22 protein-coding genes are annotated in these 21,353 nt (G+C 62.6%); 14 read left to right on the top strand and 8 right to left on the bottom strand.

The genetic code is table 11. The features are described from left to right. Positions 1-76: 76 nt before the first annotated feature. Complete coding sequence (algW, locus tag LRS11_RS01755; protein ID WP_260495268.1) at positions 77-1,219, bottom strand: Do family serine endopeptidase AlgW; 1,143 nt, start codon at positions 1,217-1,219, stop codon at positions 77-79. Between the two features lie 112 nt (positions 1,220-1,331). On the opposite strand from algW, the gene LRS11_RS01750 reads away from it, so the two are divergent. The 3 genes from LRS11_RS01750 to cysN all read left to right on the top strand — a co-directional run bounded on the left by LRS11_RS01750 (position 1,332) and on the right by cysN (position 5,040). After that, positions 1,332-2,090: a Nif3-like dinuclear metal center hexameric protein gene (locus LRS11_RS01750; RefSeq protein ID WP_260495267.1), complete on the top strand. Its 759-nt coding sequence runs from the start codon at positions 1,332-1,334 to the stop codon at positions 2,088-2,090. A 132-nt stretch (positions 2,091-2,222) separates the two neighbouring features. Beyond that, entirely contained in the window at positions 2,223-3,140 is a 918-nt protein-coding gene (cysD, locus tag LRS11_RS01745; protein WP_260495266.1) for a sulfate adenylyltransferase subunit CysD, read from the top strand. Between the two features lies 1 nt (position 3,141). Then, positions 3,142-5,040, top strand: a complete 1,899-nt coding sequence (cysN, locus tag LRS11_RS01740) for a sulfate adenylyltransferase subunit CysN (RefSeq protein ID WP_260495265.1) — start codon at positions 3,142-3,144, stop codon at positions 5,038-5,040. 468 nt (positions 5,041-5,508) lie between these two features. On the opposite strand, the gene LRS11_RS01735 is transcribed toward cysN, so the two are convergent. Further along, complete coding sequence (locus tag LRS11_RS01735) at positions 5,509-5,943, bottom strand: YhcB family protein (RefSeq protein WP_260495264.1); 435 nt, start codon at positions 5,941-5,943, stop codon at positions 5,509-5,511. A gap of 138 nt (positions 5,944-6,081) precedes the next feature. Between LRS11_RS01735 and LRS11_RS01730 the strand changes: the two genes are divergently transcribed. The 3 genes from LRS11_RS01730 to zapE all read left to right on the top strand — a co-directional run bounded on the left by LRS11_RS01730 (position 6,082) and on the right by zapE (position 9,280). Then, on the top strand, positions 6,082-6,708 hold the full coding sequence (locus LRS11_RS01730) for an alpha/beta hydrolase (protein ID WP_260496843.1): 627 nt from the start codon (positions 6,082-6,084) through the stop codon (positions 6,706-6,708). An 11-nt stretch (positions 6,709-6,719) separates the two neighbouring features. Continuing rightward, the gene (locus tag LRS11_RS01725) at positions 6,720-8,099 is read left to right on the top strand and encodes a tryptophan--tRNA ligase (RefSeq protein ID WP_260495263.1); all 1,380 of its coding nucleotides are present in this window, start codon (positions 6,720-6,722) and stop codon (positions 8,097-8,099) included. A gap of 86 nt (positions 8,100-8,185) precedes the next feature. Further along, on the top strand, positions 8,186-9,280 hold the full coding sequence (gene zapE, locus LRS11_RS01720) for a cell division protein ZapE (protein ID WP_260495262.1): 1,095 nt from the start codon (positions 8,186-8,188) through the stop codon (positions 9,278-9,280). A gap of 54 nt (positions 9,281-9,334) precedes the next feature. On the opposite strand, the gene LRS11_RS01715 is transcribed toward zapE, so the two are convergent. Further along, complete coding sequence (locus LRS11_RS01715) at positions 9,335-10,237, bottom strand: GlxA family transcriptional regulator (protein ID WP_260496842.1); 903 nt, start codon at positions 10,235-10,237, stop codon at positions 9,335-9,337. 234 nt (positions 10,238-10,471) lie between these two features. On the opposite strand from LRS11_RS01715, the gene LRS11_RS01710 reads away from it, so the two are divergent. Beyond that, complete coding sequence (locus LRS11_RS01710; protein ID WP_260495261.1) at positions 10,472-11,608, top strand: acyl-CoA dehydrogenase family protein; 1,137 nt, start codon at positions 10,472-10,474, stop codon at positions 11,606-11,608. Between the two features lie 104 nt (positions 11,609-11,712). On the opposite strand, the gene LRS11_RS01705 is transcribed toward LRS11_RS01710, so the two are convergent. Beyond that, on the bottom strand, positions 11,713-12,750 hold the full coding sequence (locus LRS11_RS01705; protein WP_260495260.1) for an NADP(H)-dependent aldo-keto reductase: 1,038 nt from the start codon (positions 12,748-12,750) through the stop codon (positions 11,713-11,715). A 277-nt stretch (positions 12,751-13,027) separates the two neighbouring features. On the opposite strand from LRS11_RS01705, the gene rplM reads away from it, so the two are divergent. The 7 genes from rplM (at position 13,028) to LRS11_RS01670 (ending at position 17,839) form a co-directional block, all read left to right on the top strand. After that, positions 13,028-13,456: a 50S ribosomal protein L13 gene (rplM, locus tag LRS11_RS01700; protein WP_016490991.1), complete on the top strand. Its 429-nt coding sequence runs from the start codon at positions 13,028-13,030 to the stop codon at positions 13,454-13,456. A 14-nt stretch (positions 13,457-13,470) separates the two neighbouring features. Further along, positions 13,471-13,863, top strand: coding sequence for a 30S ribosomal protein S9 (rpsI, locus tag LRS11_RS01695; RefSeq protein ID WP_173209306.1), 393 nt, complete (start codon positions 13,471-13,473; stop codon positions 13,861-13,863). A gap of 249 nt (positions 13,864-14,112) precedes the next feature. Next, positions 14,113-14,706: a ubiquinol-cytochrome c reductase iron-sulfur subunit gene (petA, locus tag LRS11_RS01690; protein ID WP_260495259.1), complete on the top strand. Its 594-nt coding sequence runs from the start codon at positions 14,113-14,115 to the stop codon at positions 14,704-14,706. Then, positions 14,706-15,917 carry a cytochrome b gene (locus LRS11_RS01685; RefSeq protein ID WP_260496841.1) on the top strand — a complete coding sequence of 404 codons (1,212 nt, stop codon included), beginning with the start codon at positions 14,706-14,708 and terminating at the stop codon, positions 15,915-15,917. The genes petA and LRS11_RS01685 overlap by 1 nt, the downstream gene beginning before the upstream one ends. Further along, positions 15,917-16,699 (top strand): cytochrome c1, encoded by a 783-nt coding sequence (locus LRS11_RS01680; protein WP_260495258.1) that lies wholly within the window; start codon positions 15,917-15,919, stop codon positions 16,697-16,699. Before LRS11_RS01685 ends, LRS11_RS01680 begins: the two co-directional genes overlap by 1 nt. A gap of 90 nt (positions 16,700-16,789) precedes the next feature. Beyond that, positions 16,790-17,407 carry a glutathione S-transferase N-terminal domain-containing protein gene (locus tag LRS11_RS01675; RefSeq protein WP_173209300.1) on the top strand — a complete coding sequence of 206 codons (618 nt, stop codon included), beginning with the start codon at positions 16,790-16,792 and terminating at the stop codon, positions 17,405-17,407. An 18-nt stretch (positions 17,408-17,425) separates the two neighbouring features. Next, a complete protein-coding gene (locus tag LRS11_RS01670) occupies positions 17,426-17,839 on the top strand; it encodes a ClpXP protease specificity-enhancing factor (RefSeq protein ID WP_260495257.1) in 414 nt (137 codons plus the stop codon). A 74-nt stretch (positions 17,840-17,913) separates the two neighbouring features. Here the strand turns inward: LRS11_RS01670 and LRS11_RS01665 are convergent, their stop codons facing one another. The 4 genes from LRS11_RS01665 to LRS11_RS01650 form a co-directional block, all read right to left on the bottom strand. After that, entirely contained in the window at positions 17,914-18,447 is a 534-nt protein-coding gene (locus LRS11_RS01665) for a BON domain-containing protein (protein ID WP_260495256.1), read from the bottom strand. Beyond that, positions 18,444-19,037 carry a phosphoheptose isomerase gene (locus LRS11_RS01660; protein WP_160082403.1) on the bottom strand — a complete coding sequence of 198 codons (594 nt, stop codon included), beginning with the start codon at positions 19,035-19,037 and terminating at the stop codon, positions 18,444-18,446. The genes LRS11_RS01665 and LRS11_RS01660 overlap by 4 nt, the downstream gene beginning before the upstream one ends. 155 nt (positions 19,038-19,192) lie before the next feature. Next, positions 19,193-19,543 carry a YraN family protein gene (locus LRS11_RS01655; RefSeq protein WP_260496840.1) on the bottom strand — a complete coding sequence of 117 codons (351 nt, stop codon included), beginning with the start codon at positions 19,541-19,543 and terminating at the stop codon, positions 19,193-19,195. Next, positions 19,539-21,353, bottom strand: coding sequence for a penicillin-binding protein activator (locus LRS11_RS01650; protein WP_260495255.1), 1,815 nt, complete (start codon positions 21,351-21,353; stop codon positions 19,539-19,541). Before LRS11_RS01650 ends, LRS11_RS01655 begins: the two co-directional genes overlap by 5 nt.

Genomic DNA, 21,353 nt, shown 5'->3' with positions numbered 1-21,353 from the left:
GCTCCCACGGACAGCCAGAGGTGCCGCGCGTGCCTTCCGCATACAAGCAACACGTAACGGCTACACAGCCTTTTCTTTATTCGTTGCTTTGCGGTGGCCGCACGCCGATTTCGGCGGTCAGCTCCAGGGTCTCACCGCCGCGCAGCACCTCGATGGCGACCTGTCCGCCGGGCTTGGCCCGCGCCACCTGGTTCATCGAGCGGCGCCCGTCGATGGCCGCTTCGCCGTCGATGGTCAGGATCAGGTCGCCTGGCTGCAGGCCAGCCTTCTGCGCCGGGCCGTCGCGGTAGATACCGGCGACCAGGATGCCCGAGTGACTGCCGAGGCCGAAGGACTCCGCCAGCTCCGGGGTCAGCGGCTGCACCTCGATGCCCAGCCAGCCACGGATCACCTGGCCGTGCTCGATGATCGCCTTCATCACTTCGGTGGCCAGCTTCACCGGAATGGCAAAGCCAATGCCCTGGGAACCGCCGGACTTGGAGAAGATCGCGGTGTTGATGCCGATCAGGTTGCCGTGCGCATCGACCAGCGCGCCGCCAGAGTTGCCGGGGTTGATCGCCGCGTCGGTCTGGATGAAGTCCTCGTAGGTATTAAGGCCCAGCTGGTTGCGCCCGGTGGCGCTGATGATGCCCATGGTCACGGTCTGGCCAACGCCGAAGGGGTTGCCGATGGCCAGGGTGACGTCGCCGATGTTGATCTGGTCGGAGCGGCCGAGGGTCATGCTTGGCAGGTCCTTGAGGTCGATCTTGAGCACCGCCAGGTCGGTCTCCGGGTCGCTGCCGATCACCCGGGCCAGGGTCTCGCGGCCGTCCTTGAGCGCCACCACTATCTGGTCGGCGCCGGCCACCACATGGTTGTTGGTCAGCAGATAGCCTTCCGGACTCATGATCACCGCCGAGCCCAGGCTCGACTCCATGCGCCGCTGCTTGGGCAGGTTGTCGCCGAAGAAGCGGCGGAAGGTCGGGTCGTCGAGCAGTGGGTGGCTGGCTTTGCTCACCACCTTGGTGGTGTACAGGTTGGCCACTGCCGGGGCGGCCAGGCCCACTGCCTCGGCGTAGGACACCGGACCTTCCTGGGCGATACCATAGCGCGGCGCCTGGCGCAGGTTGACGTCCTGGCTGGGCAGGCCGACCCATTGCGGGTAACGCTGGATGATCAGCAGCGCCAGCAGCAGGCCGACCAGCAGGGGCCAGCCATAGAAACGCAGGGCCTTGAGCATTGAGGGAAAATCCTGAGGGTTGCGAGGGCAAAGAGTGGCCCTTAAGGTGGCGGCATTATAGAGGGGCACCGCCGCAGAAGGCAGTGTCCGCAACAGCTTGTGAGGAATCAGTATGGCTATCGCGCTGCGCACCCTGGTCGAGGAAGCCGACCGCTTCCTGAATGCCGCACGAATCAGCGATTACTGCCCCAACGGCCTGCAGGTCGAGGGCCGGCCGCAGGTGCGGCGTATCGTCAGCGGTGTCACCGCCAGCCAGGCGCTGCTGGATGCCGCGGTGGAGGCCGAGGCCGATGTGGTGCTGGTGCACCACGGCTATTTCTGGAAAGGCGAGGATTCCTGCATCACCGGCATCAAGCGCCGCCGCCTGCAGACCCTGCTGAGCAACGACATCAGTCTGCTGGCCTACCACCTGCCGCTGGATCTGCACGCGGAAGTCGGTAACAACGTGCAACTGGCGCGGCAGCTCGACATCACCGTGGAGGGGCCGCTCGACCCGAACAACCCGAAGGTGGTAGGCCTGCTCGGCTCGCTGGCCGAACCGATGAGCGCCCGCGATTTTGCCCGCCGGGTGCAGGAAGTGCTCGGTCGCGAGCCGCTGCTGGTGGAAGGCGAGGGCATGGTGCGCAAGATCGGCTGGTGCACCGGTGGTGGCCAGGGCTACATCGACAATGCCATCGCCGCCGGGGTCGATCTGTACCTGACCGGCGAGGCCTCGGAGCAGACCTTCCACAGCGCCCGCGAGAATGGCATCGGCTTTATCGCCGCCGGCCACCATGCCACCGAGCGTTATGGTGTGCAGGCCCTGGGTGATTACCTGGCGCGGCGCTTCGCCATCGAACACCTGTTTATCGACTGCCCGAACCCCATATAAACCGCTGATTCTTCGGGCATAAAACTAGATCTTTTCGATCTAAGAGGCTGCCTGAATAGAAGAGGGCGCTGTGCTAGAGTGCGCGCTCGTCCACGGCCCGCCGGCCGTTCATTCCCAGATCTGTGATAAGCCATGCTCGATAAACTGACGCACCTGAAACAGCTCGAGGCGGAAAGTATCCACATCATTCGTGAAGTGGCCGCCGAATTCGACAACCCGGTGATGCTGTATTCCATCGGCAAAGACTCTGCCGTGATGCTGCACCTGGCACGCAAGGCCTTTTTCCCCGGCAAGCTGCCGTTCCCGGTTATGCACGTCGATACACGCTGGAAATTCCAGGAGATGTACAGCTTCCGCGAGAAGATGGTCAAAGAGTACGGCCTGGACTTGATCACCCACACCAATCCCGATGGTGTGGCTCAGGACATGAACCCCTTCACCTACGGCAGTGCCAAGCACACTGACGTGATGAAAACCGAGGGTCTCAAGCAGGCGCTGGACCAGTACGGTTTCGATGCCGCCTTCGGTGGCGCGCGCCGCGACGAAGAGAAGTCGCGCGCCAAGGAGCGCGTGTATTCCTTCCGCGACAGCAAGCACCGCTGGGACCCGAAGAACCAGCGTCCCGAGCTGTGGAACGTGTACAACGGCAACGTCAAGAAAGGCGAGTCGATCCGCGTATTCCCGCTGTCCAACTGGACCGAGCTGGATATCTGGCAGTACATCTATCTGGAAAGCATCCCGATTGTGCCGCTGTACTTCGCCGAAGAGCGCGAAGTGATCGAGATGAACGGCGCGCTGATCATGATCGACGACGAGCGCATCCTCGAACACCTCACCCCTGAGCAGAAAGCCAGCATCCATAAAAAGATGGTGCGCTTCCGTACCCTGGGTTGCTACCCGCTGACTGGCGCCGTGGAATCCACCGCCAGCACCCTGCCGGAAATCATTCAGGAAATGTTGCTGGCCAAAACCTCTGAGCGCCAAGGCCGAGTCATCGACCATGACTCTTCCGGCTCGATGGAAGAGAAGAAACGTCAGGGGTACTTTTAATATGTCGCACCAATCCGAACTGATCAGCGAGGACATCCTCGCCTACCTGGCCCAGCACGAGCGTAAAGAGCTGCTGCGCTTCCTGACGTGCGGCAACGTCGACGACGGCAAGAGCACCCTGATCGGCCGCCTGCTGCATGACTCCAAGATGATCTATGAAGACCATCTGGACGCCATCACCAAGGATTCCAAGAAAGTCGGCACCACCGGTGAAGATATCGACCTGGCGCTGCTGGTCGACGGTCTGCAGGCCGAGCGCGAGCAAGGCATCACCATCGATGTGGCGTACCGCTATTTCAGCACCACCAAACGCAAGTTCATCATTGCCGACACCCCCGGCCATGAGCAGTACACGCGCAACATGGCCACCGGCGCGTCCAACTGCGACCTGGCGATCATCCTGATCGACGCCCGTTACGGCGTGCAGACCCAGACCAAGCGCCACAGCTTTATTGCGTCGCTGCTGGGCATCAAGCACATCGTCATCGCCGTCAACAAGATGGACCTCAAGGGCTTCGATCAGGGCGTGTTCGAGCAGATCAAGAGCGATTACCTGACGTTTGTCGAAGGCATTGCCTTCAAGCCAAGTTCGATGCACTTCGTGCCGATGTCGGCGCTGAAAGGCGACAACGTGGTGAACAAGAGCGAGCAGTCGCCCTGGTACACCGGCCAGTCGCTGATGGAAATTCTCGAGACCGTGGAAGTGGCGGGTGATCGCAACTTCGACGACCTGCGTTTCCCGGTGCAGTACGTCAACCGTCCCAACCTGAACTTCCGCGGTTTCGCCGGCACCCTGGCCAGCGGCATCGTGCGCAAGGGCGATGAAGTCATCGCCCTGCCGTCGGGCAAGGGCAGCAAGATCAAATCCATCGTCACCTTCGAAGGTGAGCTGGAGCAGGCCGGTCCGGGCCAGGCGATCACCCTGACCCTGGAAGACGAGATCGACGTCTCCCGTGGCGACATGCTGGTGCATGCCGACAACCGCCCGCAGGTGGTCGACAGTTTCGACGCCATGCTGGTGTGGATGGCCGAAGAACCGATGCTGCCGGGCAAGAAATACGACATCAAGCGCGCCACCAGCTACGTGCCGGGCTCGATTGCCAGCATCGCCCACCGCGTCGATGTGAATACCCTGGAAGAGGGCGCGGCGAGCAGCTTGCAGCTCAACGAGATTGGCAAGGTCAAGGTCGCCCTCGACGCCCCGATCGCCCTCGACGGCTACGCACACAACCGCACCACTGGCGCCTTCATCGTCATCGACCGCCTGACCAACGGCACCGTCGGTGCCGGCATGATCATCGCCGATGCCGTCGGCGCGGGTGGCAGCAGTCATCACGGTGAACTGGCCCACGTATCCACCGAAGAGCGTGCTACCCGCTTCGGCCAGCAGCCGGCCACCGTGCTGTTCAGCGGCCTGTCCGGCGCCGGCAAGAGCACCCTGGCCTACGCCGTGGAGCGCAAGCTGTTCGACATGGGGCGTGCCGTGTATGTGCTGGATGGCCAGAACCTGCGTCACGACCTGAACAAGGGCCTGCCGCAGGACCGTGCCGGGCGTACCGAGAACTGGCGTCGCGCCGCCCACGTGGCGCGTCAGTTCAACGAAGCCGGCCTGCTGACCCTGGCCGCGTTCGTCGCCCCGGATGCCGAAGGCCGCGAACAGGCCAAGGCGCTGATCGGCAACGAGCGCCTGCTCACTGTCTACGTCCAGGCTTCGCCGGCCGTGTGCCGCGAGCGTGACCCGCAGGGCCTGTATGCCGCCGCTGGCGACAACATCCCGGGCGAGTCCTTCCCGTACGACATCCCGCTGAATGCCGATCTGGTGATCGACACCCAGAGCCTGTCGGTGGAAGAGGGCGTCAAGCAGGTGCTCGATCTGCTGCGTAGCCGCGGCGCGATCTAAGCTTCTGTAATCAAAAAGCCCCGCCAGGTGCGGGGCTTTTTTGTGCGCGCTCACTCAGCCCGGGCTTGGCGTGGGGCGACCGCATTCGGTGTCTGTCGCCCGATGCGTGCTCTGTAGGAGCCAGGGGGACGCCTAGTCCTTGCTGGCAATCAGCGCTGCACGTCGATCAATCACCAGCAAGCTGGCTCCTACAAGAGCGATCTCGCAGGGCTTTAGCTGTAAAAGGCTATGTACTAGATCCGTGTGATACGGACGATTTAGCTTTAGTGGGAGCGGGTTTATCCGCGATAGCCAGGCTGCTCGGCGCGCGGGCCCTGATCGCGAATGAATTCGCTCCCACGAACAGCCAGAGCAGCCACCGCGAGCGTTTGACCTAAACCAGAGCGCTGCGTAGCAACGCGTAACCGGTACATAGCCTATAAAAAACCCCGCACTGGGCGGGGCTTTTTCTCGGCGGTTAAGCGCAGATCAACGCTTGAGGCCGAAGGTTTCGTCCAGCGTGCCCGGCGCATCCGGCGCTTTCGGCGCGTAGTCCTTGGGCATTTCGTTGTTCTTTGGCGGGGTCAGGCGCTCGCGTTTCTCGCTGCCTTCGTCGGTTTGCAGGGCGGCGAGCAGGCGCTGGCGGGTCAGCTCGTCAAGGGCCAGGCGGTTGGCGCCTTCGGACAAGTGTTCCTGCACTTCCTGGTAGCTCTGGGTGAGTTTCTTCACCAGGCTGGCGGTGGTGTTGAAGTGGGTCACCACTTCGCTCTGGTAGGAGTCGAAGCGCTGCTGCATGTCATCCAGCTGGCGCTGGGTGCGATTGGGCGCGGCGTTGGGCAGCAGGCGCGCCACCAGAAAGCCAATGGCGATGCCTGCCAGCAGGGCGATGGCGGGGAGCAACCAGGGCGTGATCGTCTGTTCCACGAGTCCTTCCTCTCTATACGGCTTTGCTTTACGGTAGCGGCTCCAAACCGCGCTGTATACCGCTTGCGAGCCGTGTTGTGCGTTGTGCCTAACCAAGACGTGTCGACCCGATCCGGGGTCACGGAGTTCCCGCAGTTGATCCGCGAAACCCCTCTCTCCCTCGACGGCCCCTGCGGCCCGCTGGAAGCCCTCTACCTTGAAGTGCCGGACGCCAAAGGCGTTGCGCTGATCTGCCACCCCAACCCGGTGCAGGGCGGCACCATGCTCAACAAGGTGGTCTCTACCCTGCAACGCGCGGTGCGCGACATGGGCTACAGCACCCTGCGTTTCAACTACCGTGGCGTCGGCGCCAGCGCCGGCAGTCATGACATGGGCAGCGGCGAAGTGGACGATGCCGAGGCCGTTGCGCACTGGCTGCGCGCGCAGCAGCCGCAGTTGCCGCTGATCCTCTGTGGCTTCTCTTTCGGCGGCTTCGTCGCCGCGGCGACCGCCGGGCGCCTGGAACAGCAGGGCATTGCCGTCGAGCGACTGTTCATGGTCGCCCCAGCGGTGCAGCGCCTGCAGGCGCCGGAGCGTCTGCCGGACGGCGGCGAGCTGGTGGTGATCCAGCCCGAGCAGGATGAAGTGATCGATCCCGAGCTGGTGTACGCCTGGTCCCAGGCCCTGCCACGTGCCCACGAGCTGCTGAAAGTGGCAGAATGCGGCCACTTTTTTCACGGCAAGTTGCCCGAGCTGAAAGATCTGATTCAGCCTCGTATTCAATAAGCGAAACCGACATGACCACCCGAATCCTGACTGGCATCACCACCACCGGTACCCCGCACCTGGGCAACTACGCGGGGGCCATCCGTCCGGCCATCGTCGCCAGTCGCGCCGCCGATGCGGACTCGTTCTACTTTCTCGCCGACTACCACGCGCTGATCAAGTGCGACGAGCCGGCGCGCATCCAGCGTTCGCGCCTGGAGATCGCTGCTACCTGGCTGGCTTGCGGCCTGGACGTGAACAAGGCGACCTTCTACCGCCAGTCCGATATCCCCGAGATTCCCGAGCTGTGCTGGCTGCTCACCTGCGTTGCCGGCAAGGGCCTGCTCAACCGCGCCCACGCCTACAAGGCCTCGGTGGACAAGAACGTCGAGCAGGGCGAAGACCCGGATGCCGGCATCACCATGGGTCTGTTCAGCTACCCGGTGCTGATGGCGGCGGACATCCTGATGTTCAACGCGCACAAGGTGCCGGTCGGTCGCGACCAGATCCAGCACGTGGAGATGGCCCGCGACATCGGCCAGCGCTTCAACCACCTGTTCGGCAACGGCAAGGAACTGTTCACCCTGCCGGAAGCGGTGATCGAAGAGGAAGTGGCAACCCTGCCCGGCCTCGACGGGCGCAAGATGAGCAAGAGCTACGACAACACCATCCCGCTGTTCGGCAGCGCCAAACAGCTCAAGGACGCCATCGCCCGCATCGTCACCGACTCCAAACTGCCGGGCGAAGCCAAGGACCCGGACAACTCGCACCTGTTCACCCTGTTCCAGGCCTTCGCCACGCCGGCCCAGCAGGCCGAGTTCCGCGCCGAGCTGCTCGCCGGTCTGGCCTGGGGCGAGGCCAAGCAGCGCCTGTTCCAGCTGCTCGACAACGAGCTGGGCGAGGCACGCGAGCGTTATCACGCACTGATCGAACGCCCGGCCGATCTGGAGGACATCCTCCTCGCCGGTGCGGCCAAGGCGCGCAAGACTGCCACCCCGTTCCTCGGTGAACTGCGCGAGGCGGTAGGCCTGCGTTCGTTTAAGGCTAAACATGCTTACGTTGATGGGAAGCTCCCATCATTGAGTGGCAGTTCTAGCGGTAGTCAGAAGAAAGCCACGAAAGGCGCACGCTTCGTCAGTTTCCGCGATGAAGACGGCAGCTTCCGTTTCCGCCTGCTGGATGCCGCTGGCGAGCAGCTGTTGCTGTCCAAGTCCTTTGCCGATGGCAAGGCGGCGGGGCAGGCCAGCAAGCGCCTGCAGTCTGGCGAGGCGCTGGATGTGCGCGAGCACGGCGAAGCCTTCGCACTGTGGCTGGATGGCGAATTGATCGGCGAAAGCCCGGCCTTCGCCAATGCCGGCGCACGCGAGGCTGGCATTGCTCGCCTGCGTGAGGCGCTGGCGCCGCAGGAATAAACGCCGGGCCGGACTACTGGCCGATTGCCAAGCACGGGGTGCGTCGCTAAAGTGACCGCCCCGTTTTTGTTACCGAATTTCCCATCATGACTCCTCTTGCGCGCTACCAGGCCGACCTGCAACGGCCGGACTTCTTCCACGACGCCGCCCAGGAAACTGCCGTGCGTCATCTGCAGCGCCTGTACGACGATCTGGTAGCCGACTCCAAGAACAAACCGGGCCTGTTCGGCGGCCTGTTCGCCAAGAAGCGTCAGGAGCCGGTCAAGGGCCTGTACTTCTGGGGTGGGGTCGGCCGCGGCAAGACCTACCTGGTCGACACCTTCTTCGAGGCGCTGCCGTTCCCGCAGAAGATGCGCACGCACTTCCACCGCTTCATGAAGCGGGTGCACGAGGAAATGAAGACCCTCAAGGGCGAGAAGAACCCGCTGACCATCATCGGCAAGCGTTTCGCCGACGAGGCGCGGGTGATCTGCTTCGACGAATTCTTCGTCTCCGACATTACCGACGCGATGATCCTCGCCACCCTGCTGGACGAGCTGTTCAAGAACGGCGTGACCCTGGTGGCGACTTCCAACATCGTCCCGGACGGCCTGTACAAGGACGGCCTGCAGCGCGCGCGCTTCCTCCCGGCAATCGCCCTGGTCAAGCAGTACACCGACGTGGTCAACGTCGACAGTGGCGTGGATTACCGCCTGCGTGCGCTGGAGCAGGCCGAGCTGTTCCACTGGCCGTTGGATGCCGAGGCCGAGGTCAGCCTGGACAAGAGCTTCCGCAGCCTGCTGCCCGAGCACTGCGTGGTGGAAGAGAACAAGGCGCTGATAATCGAGAACCGCGCGATCATGGCGCGCAAGGAAGGCGACGACGTAGCCTGGTTCGAGTTCCGCGAGCTGTGCGACGGCCCGCGCAGCCAGAACGACTACATCGAACTGGGCAAGATCTACCACGCGGTGATCCTGGCCAATGTCGAGCAGATGAGCGTGGCCAAGGACGACATGGCGCGGCGCTTCATCAACCTGGTGGACGAGTTCTACGACCGCAACGTCAAGCTGATCATCTCCGCCGAAGTGGAGCTGAAGGACCTGTACAGCGGTGGGCGCCTGAACTTCGAGTTCCAGCGCACCCTGAGCCGCCTGCTGGAGATGCAGTCCCACGAGTTCCTGTCGCGGGCGCACAAGCCATAATCGCTCTGTGCTGATGTGAAGAAGGGGTTGCCAGTTGGCAACCCCTTTTGCGTTTCAGGCGCCGTCTTTGTGCAGGAACTGCCGGCGATACTGGTTGGGTGACAGCTCGGCGTGCTGGCGGAACAGGCGGGCGAAGAAGCTGGCGTCGTCGTAGCCGACTTCGTAGCTGATGGTCTTGATGCTCTTGCGCGTGGAGCTGAGCAGGCTCTTGGCCGTCTCGATGCGCAGGCGCTGCAGGTAGTGCAGGGGCTTGTCGCCGGTGGCGGCCTGGAAGCGGCGCATGAAGTTGCGGATGCTCATGCCGTGCTCGCGGGCCACGTCCTCGATGCGGAATTTCTCGGCGAAATGTTCTTCCAGCCACTGCTGCACCTGCAGGATGGCCACGTCCTGGTGCAGCTTCTGCCCGCCGAAGCCGATGCGTCCGGGGCTGTAGCTGCGCTGGGTCTCGTAGAGGATGTCGCGGGCCACGCCCTGGGCGATGGAGGCACCGCAGTAGCGTTCGATCAGGTAGATGTACATGTCGCAGGCCGAGGTGACGCCGCCGGCGCAATACAGGTTGTCGGCATCCGACAGGTGCTTTTCCTGGTTCAGCAGGACCTTGGGGAAGCGCTCGGCGAACTCGCGGAAGAAGCGCCAGTAGGTGGTCGCTTCCTTGCCGTCGAGCAGCCCGGCCTCGGCCATCCAGAACACCCCGGTGGCTTCGCCGCACAGGGCGGCGCCCGCGGCATGCTGGTCGCGCAACCAGGGGATGATCTGTGGGGAACGCTGGCGCAGCTCGTCGAAGTCGCCCCAGAAGGCTGGCAGGATGATCACGTCGGCCGCTTCGAGAACGCCATCCACCTGGATATTGGCCTGGCTGAAGCTGGTCACGTCCTGGCCGTCCGGGCTGACCACGCGGATCTGGAAGTTGGTGGCCTGGTCCAGGCCTTGCTGCTTGCTGTAGCGCAGGCCGGCCATGTGGAAGAAGTCGCGCGCCTGCATCAGCGTGGCGGCGAACACACCTTCGGTGGCGAGGATGCAGATGCGGGTCAGGGCGGTTGTCGCAGGCATGGCAATTATTCTTATTGGTGGTGAAACGGTCATTCAGTGGCTGGATCGTCTTATTTTTTGTCGCATGTGTCCAGTGTCTACTCCTTCGGGCCTGGCCTAGAGTGTTGCTCACTCAATGACCACTCAGATGCAGGTACAACAATGATTCCAAGAACCCTGTTCAGTCACGAGCACGAGCAGTTTCGCGAGTCCGTGCGCAAATTCTTCGAGCAGGAGGCGGTGCCGTTTCACGCCCAGTGGGAGAAGGACGGCCATATCGACCGTGCCCTGTGGAACAAGGCCGGTGAAGCCGGCATGCTCTGCTCGCACATCCCGGAGGAATACGGCGGCATGAGTGCCGACTTCCTCTACAGCGCCGTGGTGATCGAGGAGCAGTCGCGCCTGGGGCTGTCCGGCGTCGGCTTCTCCCTGCACTCGGACATCGTTGCGCCGTACATCCTGCATTACGGCTCCGAGGAGCAGAAACACAAGTACCTGCCGAAGCTGGTTAGTGGTGAGCTGGTCACCGCCATCGCCATGACCGAGCCGGGCACTGGCTCCGACCTGCAGGGAGTGAAGACCACCGCCGTGCTGGATGGCGACGAGTACGTGATCAACGGCTCGAAGACCTTCATCACCAACGGCTTCCTCGCCGATCTGGTGATCGTGGTTGCCAAGACCGACGCCAAGGCTGGGGCCAAGGGCATCAGCCTGTTCCTGGTCGAGGCCAGCACCCCGGGCTTTGCCAAGGGCAAGCGCCTGGAGAAGGTCGGCATGAAGGCCCAGGACACCTCCGAGCTGTTCTTCCAGGACGTGCGCGTACCCAAGGAAAACCTGCTGGGCAAGGAGGGCATGGGCTTCGTCTACCTGATGCAGGAGCTGCCGCAGGAGCGCCTGACCGTGGGCCTGTTGGCCATTTCCTCCGCCGAGGCGGCGCTCGAGTGGACCAAGGACTACACCCGCGAGCGCAAGGCGTTCGGCCGCCCGGTGGCGGACTTCCAGAACACCCGCTTCAAGCTGGCCGAGATGGCCACCGAGATCCAGATCGGTCGGGTGTTCGTCGATCGCTGCCTAGAGCTGCACCTGCAGGGCAAGCTGGATGTACCGACTGCGGCGATGCTCAAGTACTGGAGCACCGATCTGCAGTGCAAGGTGATCGACGAGTGCGTGCAGTTGCACGGTGGCTACGGCTACATGCTGGAGTACCCGATCGCCCGCGCCTGGGCCGACTCGCGGGTACAGCGCATCTACGCCGGCACCAACGAGATCATGAAGGAAATCATCAGTCGCGCCCTGTAAGGTGCAGCTGAGATGAAAAAGCCCGGCGGAGTGCCGGGCTTTTTCATTTTCGCGTGTCGCTGGTCGCGCAGGGGTGGCCCCGGCGCGATTCGCTGTCGGTTGTCTCAGGGCGCCGGATTGGGCTGCTCGCGCTGGATCGCCTCAATCCCTGCCACTACCTCCGGGCTCAGCTTCAGATCGACGCTGCGCAGGTTGCACTCCAGTTGCTCCAGGCTGGTGGCGCCGATGATGTTGCTGGTGACAAAAGGCTGTGCGGTGACGAAGGCCAGGGCCATCTGCGCCGGATTGAGTGCGTGCTTGCGCGCCAGGTGCACGTAGCGGGCGCAGGCGGCCTGGGCTTGCGGATTGGTGTAGCGTGTGAAGCGGCTTAACAGGGTGATGCGGCCGTTGATGGGGCGCGCGCCATTGTCGTATTTGCCGGAGAGCATGCCGAACGCCAGTGGCGAATAGGTCAGCAGGCCGCACTGCTCGCGTATCGCGACTTCCGCCATGCCCACTTCGAAGCTGCGGTTGAGCAGGTTGTAGGGGTTCTGTACCGAGACCATGCGCGGCAGGCCGAGGCGGTCGGCCAGTTGCAGGTACTGCATGATGCCCCAGGGGGTTTCGTTGGACAGGCCGATATGACGAATCTTGCCGGCCCTCACCTGTTCACCAAGCACTTCCAGGGTTTCCTGTAGCGGGGTGAAGTCCTGCTCCTGGTGGCGGTAGCCGAGCTGGCCGAAGTAGTTGGTGCTGCGCTCTGGCCAGTGCAGCTGGTACAGGTCGATCCAGTCGGTTTGCAGGCGCTGCAGGCTGGCGTCGAGGGCGGCGACCAGGTGGGCGCGGTTGTGCTTGAGCTGGCCGTCGCGAATGTAGTCGATGCCATTGCCGGGGCCGGCGATCTTGCTGGCGATGATCCAGTCGCCGCGATTGCCGCGCGCCTTGAAGTAGTTGCCGATGATCCGTTCGGTGGCGCCGTAGGTCTCGCCGCGCGGCGGTACCGGGTACATCTCGGCTGTGTCGATGAAGTTGATGCCGGCGGCGCTGGCGCGATCGATCTGGGCGAAGGCGTCGGCCTCGTTGTTCTGCTCGCCCCAGGTCATGCTGCCCAGGCACAGTGCGCTGACCTTGAGATCACTGCGGCCCAGTTGACGATATTCCATGCGCTGCTCCTTGGCTGTGGCGAAAGCACTGAGCATAAAGCAGGTTGCTATTTTTGCAGTAATCGGCATAATTCCGCGGCTTTCTCAGCGGGGATGCCTAGCCTGTTTGAGAAAGAAGGTGGGGATGCCTAGCCCGCCGAAACCCCCGCCGTAGCGGACGCGCTGACCCGAGCCCCCGATAGCGTCTGTTTTCCGGCCGTCTTTGACTTGTCAAAGCAAGCACTATTCAGTAAGATCCGCCGTCTTATTTTCAGGGCGGCCCCTGAGGCTATAGCGAATGAAGACTTTTACTGCAAAACCGGAAACTGTTAAGCGCGACTGGTATGTCGTCGACGCTGCTGGTCAGACCCTGGGTCGTCTGGCTACTGAAATTGCAAGCCGTCTGCGTGGCAAGCACAAACCGGAATACACCCCGCACGTTGATACCGGCGACTACATCGTCGTGATCAATGCCGAGCAGGTGCGTGTGACCGGTGCCAAGACCACCGACAAAATGTACTACTCGCACTCCGGTTTCCCGGGTGGCATCAAGGAAATCAACTTCGAGAAGCTGATTGCCAAGGCCCCCGAGCGCGTGATCGAGACCGCGGTCAAGGGCATGCTGCCGAAAAACCCGCTGGGTCGCGACATGTACCGCAAGCTGAAGGTGTATAAGGGTGCTGTTCACCCGCATACCGCTCAGCAGCCCCAAGAACTGAAGATTTAACGGAATAGTTCATTATGTCGGCGACTCAAAATTACGGCACTGGCCGTCGCAAGACTGCAACTGCACGCGTCTTCCTGCGTGCGGGTACTGGCAAGATCTCCATCAACAACCGCACCCTGGATAACTTCTTCGGTCGCGAAACCGCTCGCATGGTCGTGCGTCAGCCGCTGGAGCTGACCGAGACCACCGAGAAGTTCGACATCTACGTCACCGTTCTCGGTGGTGGTGTCAGCGGTCAAGCTGGTGCAATCCGTCACGGCATCACCCGTGCCCTGATGGATTATGACGAAACTCTGCGTCCTGCCCTGCGCAAGGCCGGCTTCGTTACCCGCGATGCGCGTGAAGTTGAGCGTAAGAAAGTGGGTCTGCGTAAAGCGCGTAAGCGTCCGCAGTACTCCAAGCGTTAATCGCTGCTACGTTCAAAAGCGCCCAGTTTCCTTACGGAGCTGGGCGTTTTTTATGGGCGTCTGTTTACCCTGCGACAACGTGCCGCATTGGTGAATGCCGCGTCGGACAAGGCCTCGGAGCGATTTGTATCCAGTAATTACCTTGTCAGAAAAGGGGCTTTTCTTTACCATTCGGCAAATTTTGTGCGGCTAGATATTTACCTAGTAGAGGCCTGACCACAGGCCACAAAGCTGATGGGAGACGACTGAATGAGCAATGACGGCGTGAATGCAGGCCGGCGTCGCTTCCTGGTAGCGGCCACCTCTGTGGTGGGCGCTGCCGGAGCGGTGGGTGCTGCGACTCCGTTCGTGGGGTCATGGTTCCCCAGTGCCAAGGCCAAGGCCGCTGGTGCACCGGTGAAAGTGAATATCGCCAAGGTCGAGGCTGGTCAGCAGATGATTGCTGAATGGCGTGGCCAGCCGGTGTTCATCGTGCGCCGTACCGAGGAAATTCTCGGTAACCTGGCCAAGCTCGAGGGCGTTGTTGCCGACCCGGAATCTGCTGCCTCGGTGCAGCCGACCTATGTCGACAAGAAAACCCGTTCGATCAAGCCCGAACTGCTGGTGCTGGTCGGTCTGTGCACCCACCTGGGCTGCTCGCCATCCTTCCGTCCGGAAGTGGCGCCTGCCGATCTGGGCGCCGAGTGGGTGGGCGGTTACTTCTGCCCCTGCCACGGCTCCCGTTACGACCTCGCAGGCCGTGTCTACAAGGCTCAGCCTGCGCCCTTGAACCTGCCGGTGCCGCCGTACTCGTACGAGTCGGATGATGTCATCGTCGTCGGCGTGGACCAGGAGAAGGTATGATGAACAAGTTCATGGAATGGGTCGATGCGCGCTTCCCCGCGACCAAGATGTGGGAAGACCATCTGTCCAAGTACTACGCCCCGAAGAACTTCAACTTCTTCTACTTCTTCGGCTCCCTGGCACTGCTGGTGCTGGTCAACCAGATCGTTACCGGTATCTGGCTGACCATGAGCTTTACCCCGTCGGCCGAGGAAGCTTTTGCCTCCGTCGAATACATCATGCGTGATGTGGAGTTTGGCTGGATCATCCGCTACCTGCACTCCACCGGCGCTTCGGCGTTCTTCCTGGTGGTCTATCTGCACATGTTCCGCGGTCTGCTCTACGGCTCCTACCAGAAGCCGCGTGAGCTGGTGTGGATCTTCGGCATGCTGATCTACCTGTGCCTGATGGCAGAAGCCTTCATGGGCTATCTGCTGCCGTGGGGCCAGATGTCCTACTGGGGCGCCCAGGTGATCATCTCGCTGTTCGGTGCGATCCCGGTAATCGGCGATGACCTGACCCAGTGGATCCGTGGTGACTACCTGATTTCCGGTATCACCCTGAACCGCTTCTTCGCCTTGCATGTGATCGCGCTGCCGATCGTCCTGCTCGGTCTGGTGGTGCTGCATATCCTGGCGCTGCACGAAGTCGGCTCGAACAACCCGGACGGCGTCGACATCAAGAAGAAGAAGGATGAGAACGGCATTCCGCTCGACGGCATCGCCTTCCACCCTTACTACACCGTGAAAGACATCGTCGGTGTGGTGGTGTTCCTCTTCGTCTTCTGCGCCATCGTGTTCTTCTTCCCGGAGATGGGTGGTTACTTCCTCGAGAAGCCGAACTTCGAACAGGCCAACCCGTTCAAGACCCCGGCGCACATTGCTCCGGTCTGGTACTTCACGCCTTACTACGCGATCCTGCGTGCCGTTCCGGACAAGCTGCTCGGCGTTATCGCCATGGGCGCCGCCATTGCCGTGCTGTTCGTCCTGCCGTGGCTGGACCGTAGCCCGGTCAAGTCGATGCGCTACAAGGGCTGGCTGAGCAAGGTCTGGCTGCTGGTGTTCTGTGTGTCCTTCGTGATTCTCGGCGTGCTCGGCGTGCTGGCCCCGACTCCGGGCCGTACCCTGCTGTCGCAGATCTGTACCGCTCTGTATTTCGCCTACTTCATCCTGATGCCGTTCTACACCCGGATGGAGAAGACTAAACCGGTTCCGGAAAGGGTGACTGGCTGATGAAAAAGCAAATTGCCGCACTGATTTTTGCTGCACTGCCGGTCTTCGCATTTGCGAGTGGCGGCCTTGAATACCCGAACGATCACATCGATATCGATCTGGCCGACAAGGCTGCCCTGCAGGATGGCGCGCGTACCTTCGCCAACTACTGCATGGGTTGCCACAGTGCCAAGTTCCAGCGTTACGAGCGCGTTGCCGATGACCTCGGCATCCCGCACGAGCTGATGATGGAAAACCTGGTCTTCACCGGTGCCAAGATCGGCGACCACATGAAGATCGGCATGCAGCCGAGTGATGCCAAGACCTGGTTCGGTGCTGCACCGCCTGACCTGACGCTGGTGGCTCGTGTGCGTGGTACAGACTGGCTGTATACCTATCTGCGCACCTTCTACGAAGACCCGACTCGCCCTTATGGGGTGAACAACAAGGTCTTCCCGAACGTCGGCATGCCCAACGTGCTGGTCGGCCTGCAAGGCCGCCAGGTCGTCGGTTGCAAGCAGGTTCAGGTGGTCGAGGATGGCAAGAAGCAGTACGACCCGCTGACCGGTGCACCGATCACCCATGAAGCCTGTGACCAGCTGACCATCGTGCCGAAGTCCGGCAAGCTGAGCGAAGCCGAGTTCGACGAGAAGATCCATAACCTGGTGACTTTCCTGGCTTACTCGGCCAACCCGATCAAGCTCGAAAGCCAGCGTATTGGTACCTACGTGCTGTTGTATCTGGCCTTCTTCTTCGTGTTTGCCTATCTGCTCAAGCGCGAATACTGGAAGGACGTGCACTGATCCCTCGCGTTACCGCTGTAGACGCACGCGCCCATAATGGGCGCGTGCGTTTTTCTGTTTCTGCAATCTGGTTTTTTAAGGAGGGGCATCATGGCCGCACCGAATAAGTTGGCCTGCTATTCCGACCCCACCGATCACTACTCCCATCGCGTGCGCCTGGTGCTGGCCGAGAAGGGCGTGAGTGCCGAGATCATCGATGTTGCGCCTGGCCGTTGCCCGCCGAATCTGGCCGAGGTCAATCCCTACGGCAGCGTACCGACCCTGGTTGATCGCGACCTGGCGTTGTACGAGTCGACCGTGGTTATGGAATATCTGGATGAGCGTTACCCGCACCCGCCCCTGTTGCCGGTCTATCCGGTGGCGCGGGCCAACAGCCGCCTGCTGATCCATCGCATTCAACGCGACTGGTGCAAGCTGGTCGACCTGATCCTCGACTCGCGCAGCAAGGAGCCGGCTCGGGTGCAGGCGCGCAAGGAATTGCGTGAGAGCCTGACCGGGGTTTCTCCGCTGTTTGCCGACAAGCCGTTTTTTCTGAGTGAAGAACTGAGTCTGGTAGATTGCTGTTTGCTGCCCATTCTGTGGCGCTTGCCGCTGCTGGGTATCGAGCTGCCGAAGCCGGCCAAGCCGCTGCTGGACTACATGGAGCGTCAGTTCGCCCGTGAAGGCTTCAAGGCCAGCTTGTCCGGCGCCGAGCGCGATATGCGCTAATTCAGGAGGTCGTCAGTGATGAATTCCAGTCGTCCCTACCTGGTGCGAGCCCTCTATGAGTGGATCGTCGACAACGACTGCACGCCGCACCTGCTGGTGAATGCCGAGTTTCCCGGGGTGCGGGTGCCGCCTGGCTTTGCCAGTGACGGGCAGATCGTCCTCAACGTATCACCCAGCGCCGTGCGCAACCTGCACATGGACAACGAGGCCATCAGCTTCGAAGGGCGTTTCGGTGGCGTGGCGCATTCGCTGTTCGTTCCGGCGGGTGCCATGCTGGCCATCTACGCGCGGGAGAATGGTCAGGGCATGGTCTTCGAGCTCGAGCCGCCAGTCGATGAAGATGAGGGCGAAGAGGGGCCGGATGACGATGGTCCGTCGGGCGATGAGCCGCCGCGCCCGAGTGGTCGGCCCAGTCTGAAAGTGGTCAAGTAACCTGTTACCAACTGTTGTGAGTAGCAACAAAAAGGGCGCCATTGGCGCCCTTTTTGTATCTGCGGCTGACGCCGTCAGTTGGTGTACTGGAACAGTTTGATGACTTTCTGCACCCCGGCTACCCCGGCCACTACGTTGGTGGCGCTGGCGCCTTCGGCGCGGGTTACCAGGCCCATCAGGTAGACGATACCGTTTTCGGTGATCACCTTGACCTTGGTGCTGGGCACTGTGCTTTCGGCCAGCATCAGGGTCTTGATCTTCGAGGTCATCAATGCGTCGTTGCTGCGCACCAGGGCCGAGGTCGGCTTGAGGATCTGCAGCTCGTTATGCACCTTGGTCACGCCCTGGATACTGCGTGCAGCCTGGGCGGCCTTGTCCTTGAGCTCTGTGCTTGGGGTCTGCCCGGCCAGCAGGATCACGCCGTTGTAGCTGGTCACCACGACATGCGAGGTCGGGCTGCTCAGATTCGGATGGGCGCGCGATACGGCAGCGCTGACATCCGGGCCGAGGAACTGGTCGTCGATCTTGTTGCCGATGCTGCGGTTGCTGCAGGCGCCCAGCAGCAGGCTGAGGGCGAGGGTGGCAAGGATCAGCGGATTGCGGGTCATTCTTCACTCCCGAACAGTTGGCGGTCGATCAGGTCGCACAGGCAGTGGATGGCCAGCAGGTGCACTTCCTGAATGCGTGCAGTGACCTTGGAGGGCACGCGAATCTCCACGTCTTCCGGCAGCAGCAGCGAGGCCATGCCGCCGCCGTCGCGACCGGTCAGGGCTACGACCACCATTTCGCGATCATGTGCGGCCTGGATGGCCTGAATCACGTTGGCCGAGTTGCCGCTGGTGGAAATCGCCAGCAGCACGTCGCCCGGCTGGCCGAGGGCGCGGATCTGCTTGGAGAAGACTTCGTTGTAGCTGTAGTCGTTGGCAATCGAGGTGATCGTCGAGCTGTCGGTGGTCAGGGCGATGGCTGGCAGGCTCGGGCGCTCGCGCTCGAAGCGGTTGAGCAGCTCGGAGGAGAAGTGCTGGGCGTCGCCCGCGGAGCCGCCGTTGCCACAGCTGAGGATCTTGCCCTCGTTGAGCAGTGCGTTGACCATCACCTGGCTGCCGTGTTCGATGAACGGCACCAGCACTTCCATGGCCTGCTGCTTGGTATCGATGCTGGCCTGGAACATCTGACGAATTCGGGATTGCATGTCCATCGGATAAGACCTTCAGTGTGCGGGCTGATTCAGCCTCTACGGTGAGGGAGTGCCACGAGTCGGGCGAATTATAATGACTCGCATCTGGCCTGATGTCCGGCTTTTTACCTGACTTGCCATGTGCGGGTCGACTAGAAAGAGTTGATCGGGCTTATTCACGTTTCAAAAGCGTTCTTCAGCCAGTCCAGTTGGGTGGGGCTCAGGGCTACCACGTCGAAGCGGCAAGGGTGCTTGGCCCAGCGGCTTTCCTTTTGCAGGAACTGCTGCGCAGCGAGGATCAGGCGTTGCTGCTTGCGTCCGTCGATGCTCTCCAGGGCGCCGCCCCACGCCACATGCCGGCGGTAGCGTACTTCGACGAATACTACTGTATCGCCGTCGAGCATGACCAGATCGAGCTCGCCGCCGCGACACAGCCAGTTCTGCGTCAGCAGGCGCAGACCCTGTTGCTGCAGGTGCTCGCGCGCCTGGACTTCGGCGGCGCGCCCGGTTTCACCTGTAGGCTTAATTGCTGCTGTCCGGCAGGCGCTGGACCTGGCCGTTGCGGAACTCGGCCCAGGGCAGCTGACGTTCGATGCGCTGGGCGGTGCTCAGGCTGAGGTTGCCGGACAGGCCTTCGACCTGGCTGTCAGGCATGGCCTGCAGCTGGCTCAGGCGCGGCGCCAGGCGGTAGGCGTCGACGCCCATTGCATACAGGCGGCCAAGGCTGCCGGCAGCCTGCGGCCATTGACCATCGACCTGCTGACGCAGCGGGTCATTGGCATCCAGCAGCCAGGGCGTTTCGCAGAAGCGGATGCCCTCCAGATCCTGGTACTGGGCCGGGTTGCTGCCGCCGGTGTAGAGATGCGAGGTGGCGTACACCGGTACATCGCCGGCGTACTGGAAGGCCAGGGTCGGCTTGATTTGCTGGGCCTGCTGCGGGGTGGCGGCAAGGAAGATGAAGTCGACGTCCTGGCGGCGCGCCGGTACGGCGGCGACAGCGCCGCCCAGGGTGTTCTGCAGGCGCTTGGCGCGGGCTTCGCTTTCACGCAGCTGGAACAGGTCGGCGATCTGTTGGGCCAGCTCCACCGGCTGGTCGACGTGTTCGGCGGCGATCAGGGTGCCGCCGGCGGCTTGCCAGCTCTGCTGGAAGGCGCTGAGCACGCGGTTGCCCCATTCGCCACTGGGCACCAGGGCCACGGCGCGGCGCATGCCGTCTGCCCAGGCGCGGCGGGCCACTTCGCGGGCTTCGTCTTCGGCGGCCAGGCCGAACTGGAACAGTTGCGCCGGTGCTTCGCCGCCGGCATCGCTGTAGTTCAGGGCCAGGGTGGTGATGGGCAGCTGTGGGCGCTCGCTGAGTTGCTTGACCAGTGGTTTCTCCAGTGGGCCGATCACCAGTTGTGCGCCGTCGGCCTGGGCCTGGCGGTAGAAGTCATCCAGCGAGGCCAGTCGCGAGCTGTCATAGAGCATGACTTCGGGTGGGTTCTGTCCGGCCTGCTGGGCTTGGTAGTGGGCGGCCATGAAGCCGTCACGCAGGGCGCGGGCGACCGCAGCCAGCTGTCCTTCCTGGGGCAGCAGTAGGGCCACTTTCTGCAGTGGCTGGCCGGCCAGGCTTTTCAGCTTGTCCAGGCCCTGGGGCAGTTGTTGCGCGGCGGGGTGCTGCGGGTGCTGCTGGCGCCAGGCGTCGATGGCCGCCAATTGTTGATCCGGGGTGCCGGCGCTCTTGGTGGCCAGGGCCAGGCTCAGCCAGCCATCCAGGTCGCTATCGCCGGAAGATTGCAGTTGGCTCTGCGGCAGGCTGGCGACCAGGTTCCAGATCGCTTCATGGTTGGCGCTGGCGCTCGCACCGTTGAGCAGCGGGGCGATGAACACGCGCTCGCGGGCGGCGGCGAGGGTCTGGCCATCGGCCTGCAGGGCGCTGGCACGGACCAGTTGAGTGCGTACCTGCTGCTCGACCGGCAGTTCGCCGAGGCGCTCCATACTCGGGTGGGCGAGCGCCTTGAGTGCGCTTTTCGGCTTGTTACGGGTCATCGCCAGTTCGGCGGCGAGGGTGCTGGCGAAGATCTGTTGGGCCGGCTTCAGGCTGTCCAGGGCGATCTCGTCGAGGATGCGCGTGGCGCGGCCCAGATCTTTCTGCTGATAGGCCAGGTCGGCGGCGGACAGGCGCAGCAGGGCACCTTCTTCCGGGGTGCTGGTAGCGCCGGCTTGCTGCAACATTTGCTCGATGCTGGCTTGCGGGGTGCGTGGCAGCTCGCCCAGGTTGGACGACGGCGTGCTGGCACAGGCGGCCAGCAGGCCGGCGAGGCAGAGGGCGGAAAGCGGGCGCAGGCGAGCGATCAT

It is taken from the genome of Pseudomonas sp. J452, assembly GCF_024666525.1.
Taxonomy (GTDB): domain Bacteria; phylum Pseudomonadota; class Gammaproteobacteria; order Pseudomonadales; family Pseudomonadaceae; genus Aquipseudomonas.
The sequence above is the reverse complement of the archived record's forward strand: the minus strand, read 5'-3'. Positions and strand labels throughout refer to the sequence as shown.

Coding starts and splice junctions, on each gene's coding strand:
- algW (WP_260495268.1), bottom strand. CDS start 1,219: ATGCTCAAGGCCCTGCGTTTCTATGGCTGGCCCCTGCTGGTCGGCCTG.
- LRS11_RS01750 (WP_260495267.1), top strand. CDS start 1,332: ATGGCTATCGCGCTGCGCACCCTGGTCGAGGAAGCCGACCGCTTCCTG.
- cysD (WP_260495266.1), top strand. CDS start 2,223: ATGCTCGATAAACTGACGCACCTGAAACAGCTCGAGGCGGAAAGTATC.
- cysN (WP_260495265.1), top strand. CDS start 3,142: ATGTCGCACCAATCCGAACTGATCAGCGAGGACATCCTCGCCTACCTG.
- LRS11_RS01725 (WP_260495263.1), top strand. CDS start 6,720: ATGACCACCCGAATCCTGACTGGCATCACCACCACCGGTACCCCGCAC.
- zapE (WP_260495262.1), top strand. CDS start 8,186: ATGACTCCTCTTGCGCGCTACCAGGCCGACCTGCAACGGCCGGACTTC.
- LRS11_RS01715 (WP_260496842.1), bottom strand. CDS start 10,237: ATGGCCGGCCTGCGCTACAGCAAGCAGCAAGGCCTGGACCAGGCCACC.
- LRS11_RS01710 (WP_260495261.1), top strand. CDS start 10,472: ATGATTCCAAGAACCCTGTTCAGTCACGAGCACGAGCAGTTTCGCGAG.
- LRS11_RS01705 (WP_260495260.1), bottom strand. CDS start 12,750: ATGGAATATCGTCAACTGGGCCGCAGTGATCTCAAGGTCAGCGCACTG.
- rplM (WP_016490991.1), top strand. CDS start 13,028: ATGAAGACTTTTACTGCAAAACCGGAAACTGTTAAGCGCGACTGGTAT.
- rpsI (WP_173209306.1), top strand. CDS start 13,471: ATGTCGGCGACTCAAAATTACGGCACTGGCCGTCGCAAGACTGCAACT.
- petA (WP_260495259.1), top strand. CDS start 14,113: ATGAGCAATGACGGCGTGAATGCAGGCCGGCGTCGCTTCCTGGTAGCG.
- LRS11_RS01685 (WP_260496841.1), top strand. CDS start 14,706: ATGAACAAGTTCATGGAATGGGTCGATGCGCGCTTCCCCGCGACCAAG.
- LRS11_RS01680 (WP_260495258.1), top strand. CDS start 15,917: ATGAAAAAGCAAATTGCCGCACTGATTTTTGCTGCACTGCCGGTCTTC.
- LRS11_RS01675 (WP_173209300.1), top strand. CDS start 16,790: ATGGCCGCACCGAATAAGTTGGCCTGCTATTCCGACCCCACCGATCAC.
- LRS11_RS01670 (WP_260495257.1), top strand. CDS start 17,426: ATGAATTCCAGTCGTCCCTACCTGGTGCGAGCCCTCTATGAGTGGATC.
- LRS11_RS01665 (WP_260495256.1), bottom strand. CDS start 18,447: ATGACCCGCAATCCGCTGATCCTTGCCACCCTCGCCCTCAGCCTGCTG.
- LRS11_RS01660 (WP_160082403.1), bottom strand. CDS start 19,037: ATGGACATGCAATCCCGAATTCGTCAGATGTTCCAGGCCAGCATCGAT.
- LRS11_RS01650 (WP_260495255.1), bottom strand. CDS start 21,353: ATGATCGCTCGCCTGCGCCCGCTTTCCGCCCTCTGCCTCGCCGGCCTG.